The 23,612-nt window shown below is 40.8% G+C and carries 24 protein-coding genes; 18 read left to right on the forward strand and 6 right to left on the reverse strand.

The features are described 5' to 3' along the window. Nucleotides 1-70 precede the first annotated feature (70 nt). From AC3KVK_RS01545 to AC3KVK_RS01560, 4 genes are all read left to right on the forward strand, one after another. The gene (locus AC3KVK_RS01545) at nucleotides 71-823 is read left to right on the forward strand and encodes an MbnP family copper-binding protein (protein WP_490311185.1); all 753 of its coding nucleotides are present in this window, start codon (nucleotides 71-73) and stop codon (nucleotides 821-823) included. Beyond that, nucleotides 820-1,935, forward strand: coding sequence for an MbnH family di-heme enzyme (locus AC3KVK_RS01550; protein ID WP_490311184.1), 1,116 nt, complete (start codon nucleotides 820-822; stop codon nucleotides 1,933-1,935). The genes AC3KVK_RS01545 and AC3KVK_RS01550 overlap by 4 nt, the downstream gene beginning before the upstream one ends. A 212-nt stretch (nucleotides 1,936-2,147) precedes the next feature. Then, the gene (locus AC3KVK_RS01555) at nucleotides 2,148-3,134 is read left to right on the forward strand and encodes a sugar transferase (RefSeq protein WP_490311183.1); all 987 of its coding nucleotides are present in this window, start codon (nucleotides 2,148-2,150) and stop codon (nucleotides 3,132-3,134) included. An 11-nt stretch (nucleotides 3,135-3,145) separates the two neighbouring features. Continuing rightward, entirely contained in the window at nucleotides 3,146-4,276 is a 1,131-nt protein-coding gene (locus AC3KVK_RS01560) for a hypothetical protein (RefSeq protein WP_490311182.1), read from the forward strand. 15 nt (nucleotides 4,277-4,291) lie between these two features. Here the strand turns inward: AC3KVK_RS01560 and AC3KVK_RS01565 are convergent, their stop codons facing one another. Continuing rightward, nucleotides 4,292-4,540, reverse strand: coding sequence for a hypothetical protein (locus AC3KVK_RS01565; protein ID WP_490311181.1), 249 nt, complete (start codon nucleotides 4,538-4,540; stop codon nucleotides 4,292-4,294). 16 nt (nucleotides 4,541-4,556) lie between these two features. Here AC3KVK_RS01565 and AC3KVK_RS01570 point away from each other — a divergent pair, with 16 nt between their 5' ends. From AC3KVK_RS01570 to AC3KVK_RS01600, 7 genes are all read left to right on the forward strand, one after another. Next, nucleotides 4,557-5,294 carry a hypothetical protein gene (locus tag AC3KVK_RS01570; RefSeq protein ID WP_490311180.1) on the forward strand — a complete coding sequence of 246 codons (738 nt, stop codon included), beginning with the start codon at nucleotides 4,557-4,559 and terminating at the stop codon, nucleotides 5,292-5,294. A gap of 15 nt (nucleotides 5,295-5,309) precedes the next feature. Continuing rightward, nucleotides 5,310-6,170, forward strand: coding sequence for a hypothetical protein (locus AC3KVK_RS01575; RefSeq protein ID WP_490311179.1), 861 nt, complete (start codon nucleotides 5,310-5,312; stop codon nucleotides 6,168-6,170). Continuing rightward, nucleotides 6,160-7,074, forward strand: coding sequence for a glycosyltransferase (locus AC3KVK_RS01580; RefSeq protein WP_490311178.1), 915 nt, complete (start codon nucleotides 6,160-6,162; stop codon nucleotides 7,072-7,074). Before AC3KVK_RS01575 ends, AC3KVK_RS01580 begins: the two co-directional genes overlap by 11 nt. 86 nt (nucleotides 7,075-7,160) lie before the next feature. Then, nucleotides 7,161-8,207: a proline racemase family protein gene (locus AC3KVK_RS01585; RefSeq protein ID WP_490311177.1), complete on the forward strand. Its 1,047-nt coding sequence runs from the start codon at nucleotides 7,161-7,163 to the stop codon at nucleotides 8,205-8,207. After that, nucleotides 8,204-9,283: a M24 family metallopeptidase gene (locus AC3KVK_RS01590; RefSeq protein WP_490311176.1), complete on the forward strand. Its 1,080-nt coding sequence runs from the start codon at nucleotides 8,204-8,206 to the stop codon at nucleotides 9,281-9,283. Before AC3KVK_RS01585 ends, AC3KVK_RS01590 begins: the two co-directional genes overlap by 4 nt. A gap of 9 nt (nucleotides 9,284-9,292) precedes the next feature. Beyond that, complete coding sequence (gene lhpI, locus AC3KVK_RS01595) at nucleotides 9,293-10,243, forward strand: bifunctional Delta(1)-pyrroline-2-carboxylate/Delta(1)-piperideine-2-carboxylate reductase (RefSeq protein WP_490311175.1); 951 nt, start codon at nucleotides 9,293-9,295, stop codon at nucleotides 10,241-10,243. Nucleotides 10,244-10,285: 42 nt separating this feature from the next. Then, nucleotides 10,286-10,687, forward strand: coding sequence for a hypothetical protein (locus tag AC3KVK_RS01600; protein WP_490311174.1), 402 nt, complete (start codon nucleotides 10,286-10,288; stop codon nucleotides 10,685-10,687). Here the strand turns inward: AC3KVK_RS01600 and AC3KVK_RS01605 are convergent. Continuing rightward, nucleotides 10,684-11,421, reverse strand: coding sequence for a hypothetical protein (locus tag AC3KVK_RS01605; RefSeq protein ID WP_490311173.1), 738 nt, complete (start codon nucleotides 11,419-11,421; stop codon nucleotides 10,684-10,686). The genes AC3KVK_RS01600 and AC3KVK_RS01605 overlap by 4 nt on opposite strands. 174 nt (nucleotides 11,422-11,595) lie before the next feature. Between AC3KVK_RS01605 and AC3KVK_RS01610 the strand changes: the two genes are divergently transcribed. Then, nucleotides 11,596-11,916 (forward strand): hypothetical protein, encoded by a 321-nt coding sequence (locus AC3KVK_RS01610; protein ID WP_490311172.1) that lies wholly within the window; start codon nucleotides 11,596-11,598, stop codon nucleotides 11,914-11,916. 52 nt (nucleotides 11,917-11,968) lie between these two features. On the opposite strand, the gene adhP is transcribed toward AC3KVK_RS01610, so the two are convergent. Beyond that, nucleotides 11,969-12,982: an alcohol dehydrogenase AdhP gene (gene adhP, locus AC3KVK_RS01615; protein WP_490311171.1), complete on the reverse strand. Its 1,014-nt coding sequence runs from the start codon at nucleotides 12,980-12,982 to the stop codon at nucleotides 11,969-11,971. 169 nt (nucleotides 12,983-13,151) lie between these two features. Between adhP and AC3KVK_RS01620 the strand changes: the two genes are divergently transcribed. Then, nucleotides 13,152-13,781: a paraquat-inducible protein A gene (locus tag AC3KVK_RS01620; protein WP_490311170.1), complete on the forward strand. Its 630-nt coding sequence runs from the start codon at nucleotides 13,152-13,154 to the stop codon at nucleotides 13,779-13,781. Further along, entirely contained in the window at nucleotides 13,768-14,850 is a 1,083-nt protein-coding gene (locus AC3KVK_RS01625) for a hypothetical protein (RefSeq protein ID WP_490311169.1), read from the forward strand. The genes AC3KVK_RS01620 and AC3KVK_RS01625 overlap by 14 nt, the downstream gene beginning before the upstream one ends. Here AC3KVK_RS01625 and AC3KVK_RS01630 read toward each other — a convergent pair. Together AC3KVK_RS01630 and AC3KVK_RS01635 are read right to left on the reverse strand one after the other, a co-directional pair. Beyond that, the gene (locus AC3KVK_RS01630) at nucleotides 14,842-15,495 is read right to left on the reverse strand and encodes an FMN-binding negative transcriptional regulator (RefSeq protein ID WP_490311168.1); all 654 of its coding nucleotides are present in this window, start codon (nucleotides 15,493-15,495) and stop codon (nucleotides 14,842-14,844) included. The genes AC3KVK_RS01625 and AC3KVK_RS01630 overlap by 9 nt on opposite strands. Beyond that, on the reverse strand, nucleotides 15,495-16,085 hold the full coding sequence (locus AC3KVK_RS01635) for a GNAT family N-acetyltransferase (protein ID WP_490311167.1): 591 nt from the start codon (nucleotides 16,083-16,085) through the stop codon (nucleotides 15,495-15,497). Before AC3KVK_RS01635 ends, AC3KVK_RS01630 begins: the two co-directional genes overlap by 1 nt. An 89-nt stretch (nucleotides 16,086-16,174) precedes the next feature. On the opposite strand from AC3KVK_RS01635, the gene pdxR reads away from it, so the two are divergent. From pdxR to AC3KVK_RS01655, 4 genes are all read left to right on the forward strand, one after another. After that, on the forward strand, nucleotides 16,175-17,632 hold the full coding sequence (pdxR, locus tag AC3KVK_RS01640; protein WP_490311166.1) for a MocR-like pyridoxine biosynthesis transcription factor PdxR: 1,458 nt from the start codon (nucleotides 16,175-16,177) through the stop codon (nucleotides 17,630-17,632). Nucleotides 17,633-17,692: 60 nt separating this feature from the next. Beyond that, complete coding sequence (locus tag AC3KVK_RS01645) at nucleotides 17,693-18,751, forward strand: metalloprotease (RefSeq protein ID WP_490311165.1); 1,059 nt, start codon at nucleotides 17,693-17,695, stop codon at nucleotides 18,749-18,751. 240 nt (nucleotides 18,752-18,991) lie between these two features. Next, nucleotides 18,992-19,216 carry a hypothetical protein gene (locus AC3KVK_RS01650; RefSeq protein WP_086744814.1) on the forward strand — a complete coding sequence of 75 codons (225 nt, stop codon included), beginning with the start codon at nucleotides 18,992-18,994 and terminating at the stop codon, nucleotides 19,214-19,216. A gap of 505 nt (nucleotides 19,217-19,721) precedes the next feature. Beyond that, entirely contained in the window at nucleotides 19,722-22,589 is a 2,868-nt protein-coding gene (locus tag AC3KVK_RS01655) for a TonB-dependent receptor plug domain-containing protein (RefSeq protein WP_490311164.1), read from the forward strand. 65 nt (nucleotides 22,590-22,654) lie between these two features. Here AC3KVK_RS01655 and AC3KVK_RS01660 read toward each other — a convergent pair whose 3' ends face one another. Then, entirely contained in the window at nucleotides 22,655-23,584 is a 930-nt protein-coding gene (locus tag AC3KVK_RS01660) for an AEC family transporter (protein WP_490311163.1), read from the reverse strand. Between the last annotated feature and the right edge of the window lie 28 nt (nucleotides 23,585-23,612).

A 23,612-nucleotide genomic window follows, 5' to 3' on the forward strand; every position in this document is an offset into this window, starting at 1 on the left:
GTTCCTGTGTTTATAATTGTGTTTGTTGCCATTTTTTTAACAAGTTATCTGTTTATTCATTGAGGTACAAGTGCAATTTTGTAAAGCTTTGTTTGTTATTTTGTGTTGTTTGCAGCTCGCTGCTTGTAACGAGCCACGTACCATTAAATTAGAATTTATACCTGTTTATCAGGGGACACCACTTGCATGTGGCGACACCTTACCTATCCAGCAGGATGCAGGCTGGAAAATCAAGACGTTACAATTTTTTGTTGCCAATATGGCACGAAAAAGGGCTGAAGATACACACCTAATGCAGTTAACACCTTCAGTGAATAGTAATGCTGATGTTGGGCTAATCGGCGGGCAATGCCCTCTGACTGGTTACTGGCATATGTCGGCCAGTGTTGATGAGTTTAAAGATGGCGATACACTCAGTTTTGATTTGGGTGTGCCATTTACTTTGAACCATGCTAACCCGCTCACAGCACCAGCCCCTTTGGATCAGTCTGATATGTTTTGGAGCTGGCAAATGGGGCATAAATTTTTACGCTTAGACTTAGTCAATGCAGCGAAAGGTGACGTATTTTCATTTCACTTAGGTTCGACGGGCTGTGATGCGGTGTCGAGTTTACGAGCGCCGAAAACGCCGTGTCAGCATGACAATTTATTTCAAATTGAGATAGAACACTTTGTGCCCGACAAACCTATTTATATGGATTTAGCAGTGCTGTTAAATGAAGTCGCACTAACACAAGAAAACCGTTGTATGAGTGATTTAAGCGTGACAAGTTGCCAGCAATTATTTGAACAATTGCAGCGCAGTAAGGTGTTCTATCAATGAAACCTTGGTATGGGGTATGTTTACTCTCAATGCTAGTTGGTTGTGGGCAACCAGCACCGGTAAAGGACTATCAATGGACTATTCCAGAGGGGTTTCCTAAACCGCAAGTGCCAGCCGATAACCCGATGAGCGCTGCCAAAGTGACACTGGGACGATTTTTATTTTATGACCCACAGCTGTCGGGTAATCAAACCCAAAGTTGTGCCTCGTGCCATCAGCAGCAGCATGCCTTTGCCGAAACCCGAATGGTGTCGATAGGATCAACGGGGGAATTGCATCGTCGCAACGCACAAGCGCTGGTCAATATTGCCTATAATAAAACCCTTACTTGGGCGCACCCGAGCCTTGATTCGATTGAACGGCAAATGCTGCTACCAATGTTTGGAGAGGAGCCTGTAGAAATGGGCATCAGCGGCCATGAAGAGCGGGTGCTAGCTCGGTTTAATACCCCGGAATATCGGGCTCGGTTTTTGGCCGCTTTTGGTGAACGAGATATTAGTTTCCATAAGATAAATCAGGCCATTGCAAGCTTTGTACGGAGCCTTGTTTCATTTAATAGTCCTTTTGATCGCTATGCGTATCAACTGGACGATACAGCTTTGAATGAAAGCCAATTAAAAGGTATGAATTTATTTTTTTCTGAACGGTTAGAGTGCCATCACTGCCATGGTGGATTTAATTTTACCCAGTCCACTAGTCATGAAAAGCAATTGCTGGATCGCCGACCATTCCACAATACGGGTTTGTATCAGGTTAATGCTTCTTACCCAGAAAAAGACATCGGCCTCGCTGAACTCACCCTCGATCCTCGTGATAACGGGGCATTTCGTGCGCCAACACTGCGGAACATCGCACTGAGTGCGCCTTATATGCATGATGGCAGTGTCGCGACTTTATCTGAAGTGATTGATCTGTATGCCGCTGGTGGGCGAAAGATCGAATCAGGCCCATTTGCTGGTGATGGGCGCACCCACCCGCAAAAAAGCCCATTTGTGAAGGGGTTTGAACTCACAGAGGAAGAAAAAGCCGATTTACTCGCGTTCTTACATTCTTTGACAGATCAGCACTTTATAAATGACCCCGCATTGAGTTCGCCTTTTGTAAGTGAGTGATGGTTTCTCTGATGTGTCATGAAAACGTCATAAAATGTATGTACATTAACTCGGTATAATAGGATGCTGGACCCATAAAAATTTGCATTTATTTTATATTTCTGGCATATGTAGCTTTAATGTTAAGGTTTTGATATTTTTTAAACGGAAGTAAAAATAACTCTAGGACGAAGTGGTATCTATAACTAATGTAGTATTTAGTGAATTTATAGATGATTAGTAGAGTTTTAGAGTATAAAAAAACAACTGTCGAAAAGAGGAAAAACATCAGTACCTCAAAGTTTCCAAAGGCTTTCTGGTCCTGTTCAAACTTACCTGTTTATTTGATTTGCCCCGACTCAGAATTAGCAAATCTTCAATTTTTCTTGTCTGAAAATCTGCATATCTCTGTACTGAATAACTTTGAAGTATTACCTTCTCGCTGCATGCTGCTGTATTTTAAACACGAAAGATTGGCGGATAATCAGAAGCGATTTCTTACTGAAAGCATGGTGAAAGGCCACAAAGTTGATTCGCTAACTAATTATATCGAAAAAACACTTGGCTACACTGAAATATCCCTCCTAACCAAGAGTTGCTTATTCACAAGTCAGCCTTCTAAGTTATTGAGTAGTTATTTTGTTAGGGTACTAAAACAAAGCAGTGAGTCTTTTTTTGCTGCATTATTATTGGTTCTTACTTTTCCGGTGATGTTGATCACAGCGATAGCAATCAAAGTTGAGAGCGCAGGTCCTATTTTTTATCGTCAAGCTAGGGTGGGTCAGTTTGATAAAGAGTTTTATGTTATTAAATTCAGATCTATGCCTACCAATGCAGAAGAAAAAGGCGTGCAATGGGCGACTAAAAATGACCCTAGAGTGACAAAAGTTGGTCGATTTATTCGCTGTACTCGTATTGATGAGTTACCTCAATTGTTAAATGTATTACGTGGAGAAATGTCTTTAATTGGACCGCGTCCAGAACGGCGCTTTTTTATTGAGCAGCTAGAGAAAGAAATACCTTACTATTCACTGCGCCACGCTGTAAAACCGGGTATCACTGGATTAGCTCAAGTTAAATATACTTATGGCTCTTCGGTAGATGATGCAATGTGGAAGCATAGATATGATCTGCACTATATTAAAAACTATAGCTTTTGGATGGATATTAAAATATTTATCCGAACTATTAAAACAGTCATTTTTGCATTGGGTAATTAATAGCGAACATTGTGAGTTTTAACCGTATTAACTTTAAAAATAAATTATTGGATGTTTCGTACCGCAGTTTGCCTGCGGTATTTTTGTTTTTATTATTAAAGGGAATCTCTGAATTTGGATCAGTTAATGTTCAATCGATACTGATTGATATCATAGTTATTGCTCCTTTTTTAACTCCTTTTTTTCGATTTGGATTTCCGATTGTTTCTCAGGGCTTAGTTGATGAATCTTTACGCTTTGCCTTATATAAAAAAACATTGTCATTGCAGTTATTTATAATTGTTTTAATTCAACCTTTATTTTGGTTTGATCACAACATTTATATGGTTACAAATATTGCTGTGATTATGGCTGTTTGCTTTAATTTTGGCGCTTACCTTATACGTTCAGGCATCAGGACTGGTTTTTTATGGCAAAATGGATTGGTTAATTTTTTGTTGCTAATCAGTTTTTTTTGCTCGTTTTGGTTTTTTAGTGAGTCGTTTATAGTTTATATTCAATTTTCAACTGCATTTATTTTTTTATGCGCAGCTTTTTATTTTCGGCCTTCAATTACCTCACTATTTTCCTATCGATTAAGCCTTGGTAAGTTTGCTCTCGATGTTATGGCTACATTTTTAATTCCACTTATAACTTGGTTCGCAATTGAAATCTCTATTGAAAATAATGCTGAATTACTTATTTTAATAAAGTTGAGTGCCTTTATATCTGGAATGTTCGGGGCGTTGTTACTACTCAATATGAAAAGGCTAGATTCACTATCTTTAGAAGAGAGATTGCCGGAGTTCACCCGATTAAAGGATAATCAAAAATATATATTACTGTATTTTTTGATGTTTGGATTAATCGCAAGTTTAGTGTTGTTGCCTCTCAGTTTAGCTGTTTATTTCCTTGTTTTTATGGTGATGGAGTGGTGTATTTTCAGGTTTGGGCACTTTAATTTATTGTTAAATTATGCTGGTAAGTCTCTAAATGCCCTTTATGCCAACCTTACTACGGGGGTGATATGTACGCTGATCTTCTTGATGTATAAATTAAGTGAAGGTTCTAAAAATCAGGAGCTCGCTATTGCTTTTTATATCTTCTCTATTGTATTCACTCACAGTGCCTATCGCTTTTGGTACGTTGTGAATAAAAAATAATATGACTAGTTTTATCTATGCTTTTTGTATCAGTTTAGCAACGGTACCAGTTCCATTTTTGGGATTAAAACTGTTTTTTCCATTATCTATAATCGTAGCCTTATCACAGTTTAAAAAAATATCCTTACGAAGGCTGATAGCAGGGCTTGTGATTTTATTACTACTGACAGGTTTATCATTATTGTTTAAAAATGAGCCTGGGAAAGTTTTGATTATTCTGTACTGCTCATTATCTGTTAGTTTAATTTTTTTTGATTTCACCATCAAGACACTTGATTGGGTGAAAGTTGCAAACTTCCATATTTTTGCTTTTTTATTATCATTAATTTCTATTTCTTTCTTAGATTTTGATATTGTTGCAAAGTTTATATATGGGGAATCTCGGCATTTAACGGGGGCATTTGAAATGATCCGCTTCAGAGGGTCAGGCGTGTATCAAGAGCCTTCTACCTATGCTTATCATTTGCTTGCTATCGCATTACTGATACAAATACTAGAACCCGACGAGTACTTTTATACCAAACTGTATATCTTGTTTTTTTCTCTGTTGAGCTTTTCTGCTGCAGCAGCTGTATCGCTTATTTTTATTTGTTATTTGATGATAAAGTCACCGATTAAATTCAAATTGAAAGTCGTCATTTTTACCGTGCTGATTCCTGTGGTTACTTATGTGGGTTTTATCGTTATTGAATTTATGTTTTATAAAATAAATGTGTATGCGCAGTCGGGTTTTGCTGACGTTACTCGCTTTCAAGCTGTAAACTTATACTTAGAAACATTGCCTTTATTGGGACTTGCTGAAAATGATTTGAAGCAATTGGTTGTATTTGACTTAGGTCCGGTTTTTTCAAGTGTCATTATGTTTGGAATAGCAGGGGTAATTGTAATTTTTCTATTTTTATATACCTGTTTGAAACAGCCACTGTTTAGTACACTAATAGTCACAAAAATACCACTGACCGACCCCTTATTATGGATGGTTGTGAAACAAATACTGGCAAAATCTGACAGGCATTAAATGAAGTACTTATCTGTGAATATCAATCCTCTTGAAAAGAAAAGGTTTACTGAGGACGTTCTTGAGCAAGATTGTGAGTTCTATTTTCATGAAGAATTTAAATCGGTATTTAGCCGTTGTAAATTTAGGCATGCAAAAACAGTTTTTATTTGGGGCAGAAGGCCGCCTGATATCAGCGCATTTAAGCTAGCAGTAAAGACAGTTGAAAATGTAGTCATTATGCAGCATGCAAAAAACCCACGTCGTGAGGTGGTGCCATTTACATACTTTTTCACCAACTTTAAAAAAGTATGTAAATGGCTAGCCTCTATGGGGCGTTTGAAGCTCAGTCGTTTAATGACACTAAGTAATCGTTCTCCAAAGGTTTTTGTATTTTACTTTACTGATGCGTATCGGGCTGAATGGCAAAGTCATACTCGCGGCTTACAAGATGTTAACTTTATTAGGTGTGAGGCACCAAAAGTTAATAAATATGGTGTAGTAATTGAACCTGAAATTTCATTTGAACCAGTAAACTGTTTTTATGTGGACGAGCCTTTAACAACAACGCTAGGGATAAGCGATGGTGGTGAACGACAAGTTCTTGTTAACCTCGCACGCAAAGTCGGAGGTCCTATTTTTGTAAAACTCCACCCTCGCTCTTGCCAAGCAAAATTTGAAGGATTGCCGCAATTTCAAGTCGTCGATGCTATCTATCAGCACGCAAAGAATATTGCGGGATACAATTCAGCGCTTTTGGATTTTAATTTTTCGGCTAAGAATATATTTAAATTACAAAAGTCAGGCGAATGGCTTGAGGAATTAAGAATAAATACGAGTCAAGACGGTGATTATGTAACACAAATTAAGGGGTACTTAAGCACTTATGATTTATAATATTTTATGGAGTGATAAATCATTTGGTGGCGCAGAGATATATGTGAGAAAAATGGAAGCGCAATTAGATATAGAGTTTATTACTTTAAAAAACAGTACATTTAAAGAGAAGTTATCATTAGTAAAGTTGTTATTAAATCGAAACAATCAATTTATTTTTCATGATTTGAGAGCGTCTTTATGTTCACTTGTTCGTTTTTACTTTTTTAAAGATATTTGTGTGCTTCATGGTCCTGGTAAGCATGCAAAATTCAATGAATTCATGTTTAGATTTATGGCGCTTTACCTCCAGAAGGTCGTGCTTGTTAGTAGTTCCATTTTTAATCGATTGTATTCAGAAACCTTTATAGTTATCGAGAATGAGTCATCACTGAGCTCGCAAGCCAGTTATCAATCCCAAGATGCGATTTATTTTGGTCGAGTCGAAAAATCTAAAAATGTTGATGCACTTTGCAATCTTTGGTCGATGAGTAAGGGGAAAGGAGTACTCCACCTTGTTGGTGATGGAAGTTTACTAAGTGATTTAAAAGCGCGATTTAAAGGGAGTAGTAAGATTATTTTCTATGGTGCTAAAACTCATATAGAAATAGAAAGAATAATCCCTGCGTGTTGCTTTTATATTAGTTTAAGTGCTCGAGAAGGTAAGTCATTAGCATTGCAAGAAGCGATGAGTTGTGGGCTATTACCAATAGTGACAGATATCCCAAGCCAACATTTTTTGCAAGCCAAGTATAGCTTGAAGCTCGTTGACCCAGATCTTAAAAATGCTTCAGAGGTGCTGGCATATTTCAAAAACAACTCGGAATCCGAGAAAAAAACGTTAGGTCACAAGATTAAAATAAATAACTCTCAAAAAACAGAAGGGGCGTGGACACATCACTGGTTAGCGCTGCTCAACCACTAAGATTGCTAAATAATCGTTATTGATAGTTGAAAACTGCTAAATTGTAGGTATATTGTATGCAAAATTAACTTTTTGCTAACGTTAATATGCAACCAAACTCTTTTTTTGATTGGCAGCCGCCTGCCGAGCTGCGCGTCATTACCAGTTTAGATATGCACACTGGGGGAGAGCCCTTACGGATCATCACCAGTGGTTTTCCTGTGCTTGAAGGGAAAACGATACTCGAAAAACGCCAATTTTGTCTCAGTCATTATGATTCTTTACGGACGGGGCTGATGTTTGAACCGCGTGGGCATGCTGATATGTACGGTGCACTGATCACTGAACCTGAACGCAGTGAGAGTGATTTTGGGGTGTTATTTCTACATAATGAAGGGTATAGCACTATGTGCGGCCATGCCATTATCGCGCTGTCAAAAGCGGCGGTGGAAGCGCGTGTGGTTAAGGTGTGTGAAGGTAACAATTTACTTAAAATAGATACCCCCGCAGGGCTTATTGAGTCAAGAGTGCTTGTCGAAGACGGTCAGGTTATTCATATTTCTTTTCGCAATGTGCCATCATTTATGGTGTTGGCTGATCAATGGCTTGAGGTGGCTGGAATTGGGCGTGTGCAGTTTGATTTAGCCTATGGTGGTGCATTTTATGCGTTTGTGGATGCAGATGCTATGAGTCTCAATTTAGCTGCAAATAATAGCAATCAGATCATTGCGTGCGGGCAAGCGATTAAACAAGCTGTAATGGCCGAAACAGTGGTCGAACATCCATTTTCTCCTGATCTGAGCTTTTTATATGGCGTGATTTTTACGAGTCAGCAGCAAATTATTCATGCTGATTCTCACAGTCGTCATGTGTGTATTTTTGCTGAGGGTGAACTCGATCGTAGCCCTACGGGCACGGGAGTATCAGCACGAGCAGCGGTGTGTCATGCAAAAGGGAAATTAGAGTTAGGTGAAGCCATTCAGATTGAAAGTATATTAGGTTCGCAGTTTAGCGTCAGCGTTCAAGAAACCTGCCAATTTGGCGCATACCAGGCCATTGTACCTGAGGTCTGTGGTACAGCATTTGTGACGGGTAAAAATGAGTTTTATTTTGATCCTAGCGATCCTCTTTTAAACGGGTTTATTTTTCGATGAAAGCAATTTATGCACAGCGTCAACAGCAGTTACTGAGTCAATTAGCGGCGCATAGGTTAGACAGCCTATTAATTTTAGGTCATGAAAACATTCAATATATTACTGGGTTTACTGGTAATGCCGCGTACGCAATTATCACGGCTAAACATCAATTTTTAATTACTGACTATCGTTACTTTGAGCGGGCTCAACATGAGTGTGTGGGTTTTGAAGTGGTGTCGCGAGATCGCGATAACGAAAGCTTAGGCGCGTGTATTAAACGTCATTTAATCGATGTAAAAGCGCTGGGATTTGATGCTGCGTTTATTAACGTCAGTGCTTGGCAAGCGATATTGAGCGAGTTAGGAAAACTTGATGTGCAGGCGGTCACTGGATTAATTGAACGTCAGCGTATGGTGAAAGATGACTGGGAGATTAAGCAAACTAAGCTGGCTGCAGCCATCGCAGATCAAGCGTTGGCAGAAACAATGAGTTATTTCCAAGCCGGTGTCACTGAGCGAGATGTAGCGTTAGAGCTTGAATACCGTTTGCAGAAGCTCGGTTCACAAGGAATGGCGTTTAGTACCATTATGCTGTTTGCTGAGCGTACGTCGTTACCGCATGGGAATCCAGGAGAGCAAGTGTTGCGTGAAGGTGATTTTATCACCCTCGATTTTGGTGCGGTGATTAATGGCTATCGTTCTGATATGACGCGAAGTTATATTTTAGGTGCTGCCAGCGATGAGCAAAAAGCCATTTATGACACTGTGAGTGCAGCTCAGCAAGCCGCTGTTTCGGTGCTAAAGCCGGGTGTAAATGGGCTTGATGTTTATCTAGCTTCACAGGCGGTCCTGCAAGCCTCGCCGTTTGCACAATGGGCAGGTGAAGGATTGGGACATGGAGTCGGTCTGTTTTTACATGAGCAGCCTATTTTAGGCCCTAAAACAGATTACTGTTTAGAGCCTGGAAATATTATTACTATCGAGCCAGGCATATACATTCCAGAGTTAGGAGGTGTGCGCCTAGAAGATGATTATTTAATTACTCAGACAGGTTGTCGGGTGTTAACTCATGCCCCCAAACCTTTTGAAATATAAGAGATAGCTATGTTAGTAATCGATCAGCAACAGGTTGAGCAGTCGTTGGATTTTCCAAGTTTAATTGCCGCACTCGATTCTGGGTTTTCAGGTTTGTTTTTTATGCCAAAACGACAAGTCTTTGAGTTGATCCCAGGTGATGCTGCGCATAATGCATTTGCTGTGTTACCAGCGTGGAACGAAGAGGTGATAGGGGTTAAGTCGTTTACTTACTTCCCTCAAAATGCCACGGATGGTTATGAGTCACTTTATTCAAAGATTATGTTATTTGATCGTCAGCACGGAGTGCCATTAGCACTTGTTGATGGCACCACAGTCACCTATTGGCGTACAGCTGCCGTATCGGCATTGGCCTCGCGCTATCTTTCTCGTGAAAATAGCCAAACCTTGTTATTTTTTGGAGCGGGTAACTTGGCCAGTTTTATGATTGCGGCTCATTTAAGTGTCAGAACTTTAACGAAAGTGATGGTGTCTGCGCGAAACGCTCAAAAAGCATCTGCACTGATTGCGCGATTACAAACAGCTCATCCGCAGGTGATGTTTAGCATCTGTGAAGATGTACAATCTGCAGTGGCCGAGGCGGATATAATCAGCTGTGCCACAGGTGCCAAAGAGCCGTTATTCGAAGGGGGCTGGCTCAAACCTGGAGTGCATGTAGACTTAATTGGCAACCACCATAGTGAGTACCGTGAATGCGACACCCAAACTGTAGTGCGAGCGAGTGTTTACCTCGACAGTATGGCTAATGTGATGAATGAAGCTGGTGAATTGATATTGCCCATAGCAGAAGGGGCGATTACAGAGGCGCATATCAAAGCCGAGCTTGCCGATTTATGTGCAGGTAAACAGTATGCAAGGCGAGATGAAGATGAAATTACCTTGTTTAAATCGGTGGGAACCGCATTGAGTGATCTCGTTACAGCGCATTTGGTTTATAAAAAGCAAGTCGCAGGGTTATAGTGCGGTAGCATCATAAAATAATAAAGACGATAGGATGCAATAATGAAACTTGAACTTACCTTATTTGGTGTTGTGGTGGTGTTTTTGGGATTAGAGCCATTTATTCGTCAGGCACTACAAATAATGAAAAAGCGCACATGGCGAGTTTGTAAGGTCGAAGCGGTGACACTTGTGTCGAGTAATAAAGCAATGCCTTTTACCAACGTCGCTAATCAACAGATGTTGGTAGAGTATTCCTTTGAACAGCAGCGTTTTAGTGTGGTGATGAACTATAATAAGCATTTTTACAATAGTTATGCCACTGAATCAGATTGCCATCTATTGGTCGATCCTCAAGCGCCTGAACGGATCCAAATGCGTACATTGAAGCACCCTTATGTTGCGGTGGTATTTATGTTGTTGGGAGCGTTGGTGATAGGTTATTCACAACTAGGCATGAGTTAATGAGCTTGTAATGCATGTTTCATATACCACAGGTTAAGCAAGCTGATAAATAAGACTTGTTGCTGTGCAACCGAAAGCCCATCGCTTAACCAAAGTTCAGCTGGGTTATTCATCGAAATAGCGGCTAATTTTTGTTGATCATGTATTTCAAAACCAATAAAGGCACGCTGCGGCAAGGGGAGTTGATTGTGATTGAGCGCAAAAATGCGTAATGATTGCCCTTGGTCATCATGGAGCTGATAGCTTACTTTGCCAAAATTGTCGGCTAACACCAATAACTGCCATTGTTTTATTCCTTGCTGAAACTGACACGCGTAACTAAAGCTCGCATTAAAATTTAACGGTAAACTAAACCCTTTATTGATTGCCCATGATTGCTCAAACTTGCTGGTGTTTTGAGCGCATTGTACGGACGTTGTGCCGCTAGGCCCTGAAAATAGGTAGTTAAAAGACTGCTCTGATTGGGTCGTTTGTTGGTTATACCCTAATTCATTAGCGCCAATACGCGTTGCGTCTTCCTGACTGGTTTGCCAGCTGATATCCATATTGGTCACCTTGTATGGGCCTATCGTTACATTCATTTTATCTTCATGCCAAAACTCTGCTCGCTCATCAACACTATAAAACTGACTATTGGCCAAAAACTCAGGAGAGTGGGGCATGATTGGCAAAGGAGTAGTGGTTTGGCATGCAACCAGTAAACAAGATGCAGCGAGTAGTAGCGTGTATTTCATTTGTTATTCCTGTGCATTATCCAAAAATTGATTGGGCAAAAATTTAGCCGAGTCAAGCTACTATGTGCCAGATGATATGGACTTAGCAAGTATCGGTTTGTGATAAATTGTTCGCGGTTTGTTCCTTTTTTAATAGTTAATGGTAAGCTGTTAAAAATTATATAAGGATATGAAATGAAAGTTAAAAATTTAAACTTAATCGTGCTTGCATTAGGCTTGAGTGCGTGCAGCATGACCAGTGAGTTTGATGAAAAATTCCAACAAGTAAGGGATTCGCTACCTGAGTACGATGCTCGAGTGAATTTAGATGAGCTTAAAGAGCGCGATGGGCGTAAGGCGTTTGCTTATGTTTATACCGCTCAAGGTAGTGCATGGGGTTACGCCTATGGGTACACCAGCACCAGCCGGGCTGAAGAAAAAGCACTGGCATTTTGCCAACAAAAAGCGCTTAGTTTAGGGTTAGAGAAAGAATGTGAAGTGCTGATTAAGCATTAAACACTCACTCAAAGCGATAACTCGGGCTGAGTGAGTGTTATATCGGTGACGTTTAAGTCATGGTCATCACGACGCGGCCATTGATATCGCCTTCGATCATATCGCTAAAAATTGCATTTATATCTTCAAGAGATTTTTCGATGGTAATGGCTTTTATTTTACCCCGAGCGGCAAAATCGAGGCATTCGACTAAATCTTGGCGAGTACCAACAATTGAACCAATAATACTGACACCATTGAGTACAGTGTCAAAAATTGGCACGGGCATGTCTTCAGGTGGCAAGCCGACCAGCACACATTTACCACCCCGGCGAATAGCACGATAACTTTGTTCGAACCCAGCTTTACTTACAGCGGTACAGATGCTGGCATGCACCCCGTGTGTTTGAGTAAGGATCTGAGCCACGACATCGTCTGTTTTGAAGTCGAGACATATTTCAGCGCCGAGCTGCTTGGCAAGGGCTAATTTTTCAGTGCCCGTGTCGATGGCAACAACGTTTAACCCCATTGCCACCGCATATTGCACCGCCAGATGGCCGAGTCCACCAACACCGAAAATTGCCACCCAATCGCCCGGTTTAACCTGAGCGACTTTGAGGGCTTTGTAAGTGGTGACACCGGCGCAAAACAGTGGTGCGGCTTCGATATAACTCAAGTTATCAGGGATTTTAATGACATAATCGCCATGGGCTTTGCAGTATTCAGCGTAGCTTCCGTCGACAGAGTAACCTGCATTTTGCTGTGCTAAGCAGAGGTTTTCGTCGCCGCTTAGGCAATATTCGCAATGGCCACAAGCACTGTAGAGCCAAGGGATCCCGACGCGATCGCCAATGCTCAAATGACTGACTTGCTCACCTAAAGCGACAATTTCCCCCACACCTTCATGCCCAGGCACTAAAGGAAGTGTAGCCTTCACAGGCCAATCACCCTGGCACGCATGCAGATCCGTATGACAAACCCCGCAAGCATGAATTTTAACTAATACATCATGTCCTGCGATGCTTGGGGTGGGCCGCTCTTCAATGACAAGTGGTTGTTTATAACCATGAGTGACAGCTGCTTTCATATCATCCTCCTATTTAACTGACCCTATTTTAAATAAGGCGCTGAAAAAAAATCTGAACTAGATCAAACTATCGGTGGTTTACCGAGTAAGTTTGGTAACAAAAAATCGCAGACAGTGCAATGGTGCAGTGTTAGCATGCGCCATTATGGTTTGAAAATATGTACATGCGATGAAACAAAAACTGATATCTGGCTTGTTAATTATTGTGGCTTTGGGTTTGTTACTCCCTGGGATCACTTTACCTGTCTTGACCTTGAAAGGGCATATAGAAAAGTCTCAGCTCGCGCAAACAGGGATAGAAATGCTCGCAGAAGAAGGCAATAACCGTTCGCGAGGAATGCTACAAATGGTCTCCGGTATGCTCGGTCTTGATAAGCTTGAAGGGCAAATAGAAGTGTATCAAAAAACACGCAGTATCAGAGGGACAGTCGCGGAACTAAAAGAAAACGGCAATCTGTTAGTTGCGGGGTTAGTTGCTTTATTTGCGATTATTGTGCCTGTGGTTAAATTGCTCTCACAATTGGTTTATACCTTATTGCATCCATGTAAATTTAGACGGGTATTAGCTCAGTTAATTCTGTTAATTAGTAAATGGAGTATGGCTGATGTGTTTGTGATTGCACTGATTGTGACTTATTTAGCGGGCAATGCAGATGGTCAAATGGGGGAGTTACTGATTATGCAGGCTGAGCTTGGCCAAGGTTTCTGGTATTTTGTTGGTTATTGTATCTGTGCGATTTTATCGAGCTATTTTGTATCGAGTATTCAAAAAAAGGATGTTTTAAGTGTTTCAGAATAAAAAATTAATTACAGTCTGTGTGAGTTCATTATTGTTGGCTGCTTGCTCAGATGATGACCCAATCAGGATAGCCGATGTAATTTTTGCTGACAGCCAAATTAAGTCATGCATAGATAAACTAGTTGAAGATCATTTATATGAATATACCTATGAAATTAAAACATTATCTTGTGATGCCTCACTTGAGGAGCCAGTAAAGAAACTCGATGGGATTGAGAGTTTATCTGATTTGACTAACCTAACGTTAGCAAATAATGAAGTGACCTCATTATTGCCGTTAAGTGATTTAAGCTATCTTAAGTTAGTTGATTTAGCTCAGAGCCTAACGCTCGATTGTCAGCAAGCGAAAGATCAGTTAGCTATTTCACGTTTTAGCAGCTTGTCATTTACAGGGTTTTGCCAGAGTCCAATAGCGACGGTTGAGGATGATTTTAGCCAGCAATTACAACTGATTTTAAGTGGGGATCTGGAGTTAGCAACACAGCAAGAAGATAAGGTCGTCTTACAATCGCGATTTGACTCAGATCAGGATGACAATCTTCAACAAGGCGAACTGGCTTGGCCGTTGGAAAAAGCAAATGATGGCATCGGCTTTATCGCTAATACTACGACTCACGTGTCTAACTTGACAGCATTAGATAAACCTATTTTTGATAGCTACTTTTCAAAATTGATGCCTGATGAACAGGCGCAATTAAGCTTTATTTTTGATTCTTCATTAGTTGGTGAGCAAGTCCCAGAGCTCATTATGAGCTATCAGTATGTTTATCATAAAAATAGTCACCAATTTAAAGGCAACATCAATATTCAGGGCGTGACTTATGGTTTTTCACTTTTTAAGAATGAGCTTAGTGAAGAGAAGCAAATTGAGCATTTAGATATTGATTTAACTTTTAAAGCTGAACCTGTAACAACACAAAACAATGTTTTACCGCAATTTGGCTGGCGAGTATCAGGGCCAGGCAATCGTGGCACATTGCTTAATGAAGGCCAAGTTAATTTAAACCGCGTGACGGCGTCTTTTGCTCATATTTATAATATGAGTACGTTATCAGCTAACTCACTTTGATTTACTCTCTGTTTCGTGCAATGCATATTGCGCTTTATTCATCATAGCGGCTAACGCCGACTGTCGATGATTGGTTAAGTGTTCGGACATCGTTTCAATGGTGAGCGGGGATTTATTTTGACTCAGTTTGAAATTTCCTTCGGCATGACTTATGTCGACTTTAAATATTCTGATTGCGTTTAGCATCCCATCTAGGTGGGGTTGCGAAAGAGACTCAATTAACCAAGGTTGAGCTGCGAAGCGTTGCTGTAATTGTTGTTCAAAATGGTGGCTGATTAGCGCCATCAGTTTGATTTGCTCAGCTTTATCCGTTACCACTTGAGCCTGTCCGCTTACCTGTACTTTGGCATAATTCCAAGTCGGTACTTTTTGAGCGTCGGGACAGTAGTGAGGTGAAATATAACCATCAGGGCCATTAAAAATTAATTTGAGTTGGATGCATCTTTTATCGAGTTCAGTTGCTAAAGGATGCGAGCGACTTAAATGGCCAACCAGCAAACCTTGCTGATAGATAAAGGGTAAATGACTGATGTGAGGCCATTCATCTTGTTGGTTGAAAAAGAGTACAGTAGCCAGAGGTGATTGTTCTATTACGTCTAGCAAGAGTGCATTGTTGTGTGTTTGATAATCTCGATTAGGATACATTATTGATAGTCCCTCATAGTATGCTCAAGAGTGTGTTTAATGGCGGGCCAATCATCGTCAATAATGCTAAATTGCGCACTGTTGCGATACTCGCCATTAGGTAAAAGACGTACTTTGCGAATGAGCCCTTCAAAGGTTGCGCCTAAGCGGCTGATTGCATTGCGTGAGCAGGTATTTTTTTCGTGTGTCACAAATGAAACTCGCGCCACTTTTAATGTTTCAAATGCATGTTTTAGCATTAGATATTTAGCGTGCGTATTAATATGGCTGTGTTGCCAATCGGGATGAATAAAGGTATGGCCAATTTCAAGGCTTTGATTTTGGCTATCTAAGCGAAACATTCTGGTTGTGCCAACCAGCGTGTTAGTTGTTTTATCAAATGTAGCAAAAACAAGTTGCTGCTTGGCATCAAATCGCGCACTTGATTGATACCACGTTGTGAGCGCCTCCTCAGATACACAGTAATTTTCAAATACCCATTGCCAAATTTTTTGTGGTTGTCCTGCTATTAAAAGGGCCGGCAAGTGTTGCTCTGTTAATGGTTGTAATTCGACCATGGTTGTCTGTAGTACGATTTCTTCAAATTGCATTGTGATGCTCCAAATTCAATCAGGTGTTCATTATTTCGTTACTTTGGTATAAGGTTAACAACCAGTTTTATTTATTTTGTTAGACCAAAATGCACCCGCTAGCACTGACTTTCACTGACACCTCACGCCCTAAATACTTACAAGTAGCTGATTCGATCCGTACGGCTATTCAGCAAGGTTTGCTGCAACCGGGAGAAAAGCTCAGTTCTGCTCGGGAGTTTGCTCAAGCTCTCAAGATTAACCGTCATACTGTAATGGCAGCTTTGTCGGAATTGGTGGCTGAAGGGTGGCTTGATTCGCATGAGCGTTCTGGCTATCGCGTTAATCAGGCGCTACCGATTACTCAAAGTTGTGAGATAGAGCAAGGCCAACCGCTCGTCGCGCATCAGTTTGAGTTTTCGCGGCCTTTGCCCTATCAAAGTACAGTTAAAATGAGTGATTATTCATTTTGCTTTGCCGGTGGGTTGCCTGATCTACAGCGCTTCCCGCACCGTGAATTTCAGCGTTGTTTAGTTAAAGCCAGTCAATCTACTCAGTGGTCAGCTTTTCACTATGGTGAGGCCGATGGTTCACCCTTACTAAAAGAGCAAGTAGGTGAATATTTACGTCGTGCGCGGGGGATTAAAGAAAGTAGAAACAAGGAGGTGATGATTTGCAATGGCTCGCAAGAAGCACTGTTTTTAATCGCCAAAGCCTTTATAAACCCGAATGATAAAGTCGCTGTCGAGGCGTTAGGGTATCCGCCAGCACGGGCTGCTTTTAAAGAGTGCGGGGCTAATATTGTGGCAATTGCACAAGATTATGAAGGCATGTGCCCTAATGATTTTGAGCGTCAACTTAAGCTCGGTCAGATTAAATTGGTGTATTTAACCCCATTGCATCAGTACCCGACAACAGTGACGCTCTCTATTGTTAGACGCATTGAGTTATACAGGTTGGCGTGTGAGTATGGGGTGGTGATCATTGAAGATGATTATGATCATGAATTTCATTACGCTTGTCAGCCGCTTCAACCGCTGGCGGCGAATGATCCGGCCCGTCGGGTTATTTATTTATCGACTTTTTCTAAGTTAATGTTTGCGGGGGCACGGGTTGGGTATATTCATGCTGCGTCTGAGGTGATTGCGCAGCTCTGTGGTTTAAAGCAAATCATTAATCATAAAAACGATATTGTCATGCAACAAGCGGTGGCTTATTGGATGAAAGAGGGCGGCTTTGAGCGCCACCTCAGGCGGATGACTAAATTATACCAAAGTCGATTAGCCGCTATGGCCAGTGAGCTACAGCGTTATCAAGCTAGAGGCTATCCGATAGAGTTTAATGTCCCTGATGGTGGGATGGCTTTGTGGGTGAAAGTCAATCGGCCAACGAGTGGGCTCAAAGCTGTGTTAGCTAAACGTGGCGTGTACCTTCAAACTGAAGAAGAGTTTGTAGTCGATGGACAGTGGCAGAGTGAGCATTTGCGCCTTGGTTTTGCAGGGCAAGATGAGTCGCGGATGAAAGATGGTTTAGCGATTATTATGACTGAGCTGTATGGGCGTAATTAGTTTGAGCATCTTCTCATTGAGGCGTTACAATAGCGCATCTTTATCCATGTGTAGTAAACCATGAAACAACTCCAACTCGAAATGTTTGGCCAAGCGCTACGCATTGAATTTCACCCAGACTTAACCCAAAAAATATTTGCTAACAGTGAGTTGCAAAGTGAGGTGCAAGCCATAACAGATACGAGCAGTGCTCATCACTTTTCCATTGAGCATCAAGGGTCCCAGCAAGAGATTGTAATGAATCTGCTGCCTGATTTCGAAACTGACACTGTGAAAATGCAGTTATCTGTTAATGGTGATTATGTCGAAGGTGTGCAGTATCCATTAATCAATGTTAGCGGGGACTCTGCGACTGCAAAACGCGGCTGGTTTGGGCTTGCGGCACTGGGTTTTAAGTTATTTAAAAGTGCTAAGGTAATTAAAGCTACGCTAGCGGGGGCATCGATAGCGGGTTATGCATGGCTCTTTACTATTGAGTTTGCCTTAATGCTGGTGGCATGTTTGGTGGTCCATGAGTATGGTCATGTGCGTGCAATGAAGTATTTTGGCATTAAAACAAAAGGGATTTATTTGATCCCATTTGTTGGCGGACTGGCTGTGTCGGATGAAAAGATTACTACACGCTGGCAGGATGTGGTGATCTCAATTATGGGGCCGGTTTTTGGCTTATTTATGTCGATACTGTGTTTAGTGTTTTATTATGCAACCGACCTTGAGTTGTTTGCGGGAGCGGCCGTTTTAAGTGCTTTATTGAATTTATTTAATTTACTGCCAATGTTGCCGCTGGATGGCGGCCACGTTTTAAAAAGTATCAGTTTTTCAATGCGCTCTTGGGTGGGGTTATCTGTTTGTCTTGCTGGAGTGGTGCTAGGGCTGTGGATATCTTATGTATTTGGCTTGACATTGTTAGTGTTCTTTTTATTTTTAGGGGCGCTTGAGGTGGTGTTTGAGTGGCGTCAGCGTCATTTCTCGCATTTAGTGCCATTGGATATGTACGGTCGAGTGTTTTCAGCTGTGTGGTATTGCTTAGTGGTGGCTGGTCATGTCGCGATTATTTATCATTTTGCAGATTCTCAGAGTGAAATCCTCGCGTTACCAATGAAAATTTTGTCGAGTTGATGAATGAACTATGGCAAAAGCTAAGGTGGATTTCACTAATAATTAGGCTTTTATACTAATTATTAGCCACTCAATATATCTAGAGTGTTTTAAGTTCATGTTATTAAAGTGAATTTTTTTGGCATGTAAATTGATTCATGAAAGTAAATTAAACTAATATTCGACGCTATCTTGCGATATTATCTTAAGCAATTCATAACTCATTGTTTAGCTAATAAAAACGAAAATGGAGAGGTAACTATGTCAGGACAAGGTTCAGGTGGAAATGTCATTGCAGCAATTTGTAATATCTTTTTTCCAGGTTTAGGCCAATTAGTACAAGGGCGGATTTTACCCGCGATTGCATTTTTCTTATCTTGGGTAATTTCAGGCGCATTAACTTGGGTATTGGTTGGTTGGGTACTGTTACCTATCGTCTATATTTGGGCAATTATCGATGCAGCTAAATACCGCTCAGATCATTAACCACTGAGATTGAAAAAAGCCCCTAATACGTTTTGTATAGGGGCTTTTTTTTGTCCACTTATTGTGACTCTTTGAGCTGGCACTGTGATAGTACTCGGTTGATAAGCGTGTTAAAAAACGGCTGTTTTGCTACTAAAAGACTTAAGTTGTAAAAGGCTTGTGTATGTAATGTGGGTTTAAGATATTTTTAAGTTACAGCTTGATAATTGAATGTTGGTATAAAATCTGAACTGTCATTGTAAATGAATGTAAATGACTTTTTTGTTGTTAATTTTACTGGAGTGATTTATCAAACTATTTACTTTTTTAAGATTATGAAAGTAAGAGTAAAAAGATTTTTTTGATTGTTTATTCACCTCATTGTTAAGTATTTGTTTATATATGGTTGTTTTTGTGGTTCTTTTTTATATTTCTGGATGTGGTAAAAAAGAGTCAATCTAAAAGTATGCAAATAAATTGGTTTATTTTTAGAAACAACAAAACAAAAAATTCAGGGAAATTCATTTTGAAAAAATTAACTATCTTAGCAATGGGCGTTAAAACCGCATTGTTTGCAGGCGCTGTATCTAGTAGTGGCTTTGTTGTGGCTGCTGATGAAGAATCAGCTCAAAAAGTAGAGCGTATTCAAGTTACAGGTTCAAAAATTAAGCGTATTGGCGATCTTTCTCCTACTCCAGTAACAGTTGTAACAGGTGATGCGTTAGTTAATGCTGGTATCACAAACGTTGCTGAGCTTTTAGCTGAAATGCCATCGGCAACAGTGGGTCTATCACCAGAGACTACAAATAATAGTGTATTTGCTAATGGTTTAAGCAATACCGACCTACGTGGTTTAGGTTCGTCAAGAACATTGGTACTTGTGAATGGTCGTCGTTTCATTTCTGGTGCGCCAGGCAGCAGCGCGGTTGATTTAAACAACATCCCTACTGCGATGATTGAGCGTATGGAAATCTCAACCGGTGGTGCATCAGCGGTGTATGGCTCTGATGCAATGGCGGGTGTAGTCAATATCATTACTAAAAAATCATTTGATGGTTTTGAAATCGATGCATCAACATCACAGCCGCAGCAAGAAGGCGGTGAGAACTCGTTTGTATCATTCACTTTTGGTGATGAAGGTGAGAAATCGAGTTTCATTACTAACATCTCCTATACAAAGAGCAAGCAGCTACGCGGTGATCAGCGTGATTTCATTCGTGATGGTGTGATTGCGATCGACCACCCTGACAATGTAAATAACGAAGATGGTATTCCTCGTCGTATTATTTGGGATAAAGAAGGTGCGACAACGTTAGGTTTCTACAGTCCTACGGGTGATTTCTTCGCACCAGATGGCCACTTTATTTTTGCTGATGATGGCTCAATTCGTGCTTTTGAAGAAGGCGAGCGCTTCCCTGCAAGCTCAACGCCAGGTAGTCGTAATACCAACTATTACTTAGGTAATGAGGGCGATGGTTATCACTTTTTAGATCATAACTATGTGCGTACACCGCTTGAGCGTTTAAATCTGTCTTCAAATGTAAATTATGAATTTTCTGATGCGCACGCGATGGCATTTGAATTAACGTATTCAAATACTCATGCTTACGGTGAAAGTTCACCTGCGTTTTTTGGATTAAGTGGCATGCATGCTGATAATCCTTTCTTTAGCCAAGAAACAAAAGATTTCTTTGCACAAAGAGATATGTCGACGTACACCGCTTACCTGACCACAGATGCATTAGGTAACCGTGTATATGATCAAAAACGCCAACTTATTCAAGGTACTTTAAGCTTTGAAGGTGAGATCAGTGATAACTGGTTCTACTCTGCTTATGTACAGCGCGGTACTGTTCAAGCCGATACTACTTGGTTTGGCGAAATGCTGAAAGAGAATTTCTATAACTCGCTTGATGCAGTTGAAATTGATGGCCAAATTGTTTGTGCTGATAGAAACAAAGCAGGTGAAGTCGAGGGCGCACTTGCGGGTTGTTCCCCTCTTAACATTTGGGGTGTAGGCCTAGCTTCACAAGAAGCGCTTGATTATGTAAAAGCGGATGCGTCACGCCGTGCTACGATTGACCAAACAACGTTTGGTGGCACAATTAGTGGTGATTTATATGAATTACCTGCAGGTCCTTTAGCCTCTGCATTTTCTTTTGAGCACCGTAAAGAAGCATCTACGACCTTACCTGATCCAGCAATGCGTAAAGGCTTAATCTTCAATAACCAATCAGATGCACTAACAGGTTCATTCGACGTATCTGAAGTGGCGGCTGAGTTCTCTATCCCAGTAGTTGTTGATACGGCATATGCTGATGAAATCTATGTTGAAGCCGCTTATCGTTACATGGATTATTCATCAACTGGTGGTGATGATGCATGGAAAGTGAGCTTTAACTATGTATTAAATGATGAATTAAGAATTCGTTATAACCGCTCTAAGTCAGTACGTGCACCTAATATCAATGAGTTATTCCAACCACGTGCTGAGACGTTTAGTTCGTTCAATGATCCGTGTGAGCAAGGTCAAATTGATAACGCAGGTGAATACAAAGAAAATATCGAGCGTAATTGTCGTGCACAAGGTATTCCAGAAGGTTGGGAACCAAGCGCAGACTGGAAGCGTACCAATCACTCAGGTTTTGCTTTAGGTAATATTGATCTGAAAAATGAAACGGCACATGACGTGACATTTGGTGTGATCTATACGCCAGAATACTTAGAAAACTTCAGCTTAACGCTTGATTACTGGGCATTTGACTTAACGGATATGATCCGTACACCGAATGCATCAACAGTGGTTAATGGTTGTTACGAATTTGAAACGACTGAGAATCCATACTGTCCGTTAATTTATCGTAATGCTGATACGTTTGAAATTGATTCATACGATCTTAAGCCTGTGAACTCTGCATCAAATAGCATTGCGGGTACTGATATTGAATTAAACTACTTATTCGATACTGATTTTGGTGCGCTACGCTTTAATATGCTAGCAACTTACACATCAAAGAATGAGCAGAACTTTACTGGTAAGCGTGAAGATCAGCGTAAAGCAGTGGGTGAAGTGAGTGATCCGCGTTGGAAAGCACGTTTCACTACGAACTACACTTACAATGACTTACAAGTAAATGTGCTAGCTTCATATCGCCATAGTTCAGTGTGGGATAACGAGTGGACTGCAGAAGATAACAACTACAATGACATCCCTTCTTACATTAAGTGGGATTTAACAGCTCGTTACAACTTAACTGATGAGCTGCAAGTGCGTGGTGGTTTCTTAAATGTGTTTGATGTTGCTCCACCAAGACACCCTTCATTATATGATGACGGTGAGTACTATGACTTAAACGGTCGTACACTTACTCTGGGTGTAAACTATAAATTCTAATTAGAATTTTCACGAAAATGCCGCTCACATGAGCGGCATTTTTTTTGGTCGCGGATTGAGTGTATTTAGGGCTGCAGCAAAATTGCTAACCAGAAACTAAAACTGACCACACTCAATAAAGTTGAAATAACGACACTGCTGGCCAAAGTGGATTGATGTTGTTTGATTTGATTAGCGACTAAATAGGCATTGACGCCAAGGGGAGAGGCGCTAAGTAAAACGACCACAGCCAATGTTTCTCTTTCAAGCTGCATATATTGACTGCCAAAGACATACACTAACGCAGGTAAAATAAGTAACTTCATGACACTTGCAACGCTTGCTGCGCGCCAGTCAGCTGAAATTTTATAAAATGCCAGATTTGCCCCCAGCACAAATAAAGCACTGGCTATCGCAGGTTGTGATAATAGAGAGAGGCCATTGATCACATCGCTAGGGATCTCAAATGGTGCCAAGTTAACCGTAATACCAGATGAAATACTTAATACCACCGGATTGAGCAGCATCGTTTTGGTAAATTTTTGCCATGAAAAAGAGTGCTCTTTCTCACAAGCACTGAGTAAAAACGTCAGAGCAAAGAGCAAAGCACTATGAAAGGCGATGATCATAAATACATGGCCCACCACATGTTCACCAAGTGCCGCATTAATAATTGGCAGACCAACTAATACTGTATTTGAATAACTTGTGCCAAGAGCAAACACGGCATGGCGCGCTGGCTGAGATTGATCTGAAAAAAAGAGTCGGTCAACGCATATCCCGATAACAAACATGGCAATGACCGGAAGGTAAAAAGCCAACAAGCTTGCAGGATGAAAGCTTTGATTTAAGTCTGCTTGCGCCATATTGACAAACAAAAAGGCCGGGACGCTGATGTAAAAAGTGAATCGACTCAGCCCCACGATATGTTCTTTTGTTAAAAAACGTTGTGAAGAGGTCAAATAACCAGCAGAGACTAAAAAGATCAGTGGGAAAATAATGGAGAAAATACTCATAACAACAGCCGTGGCTTATAAACCTCTA

The sequence above is a fragment of the Pseudoalteromonas sp. J2K-J979 genome, assembly GCF_058169715.2.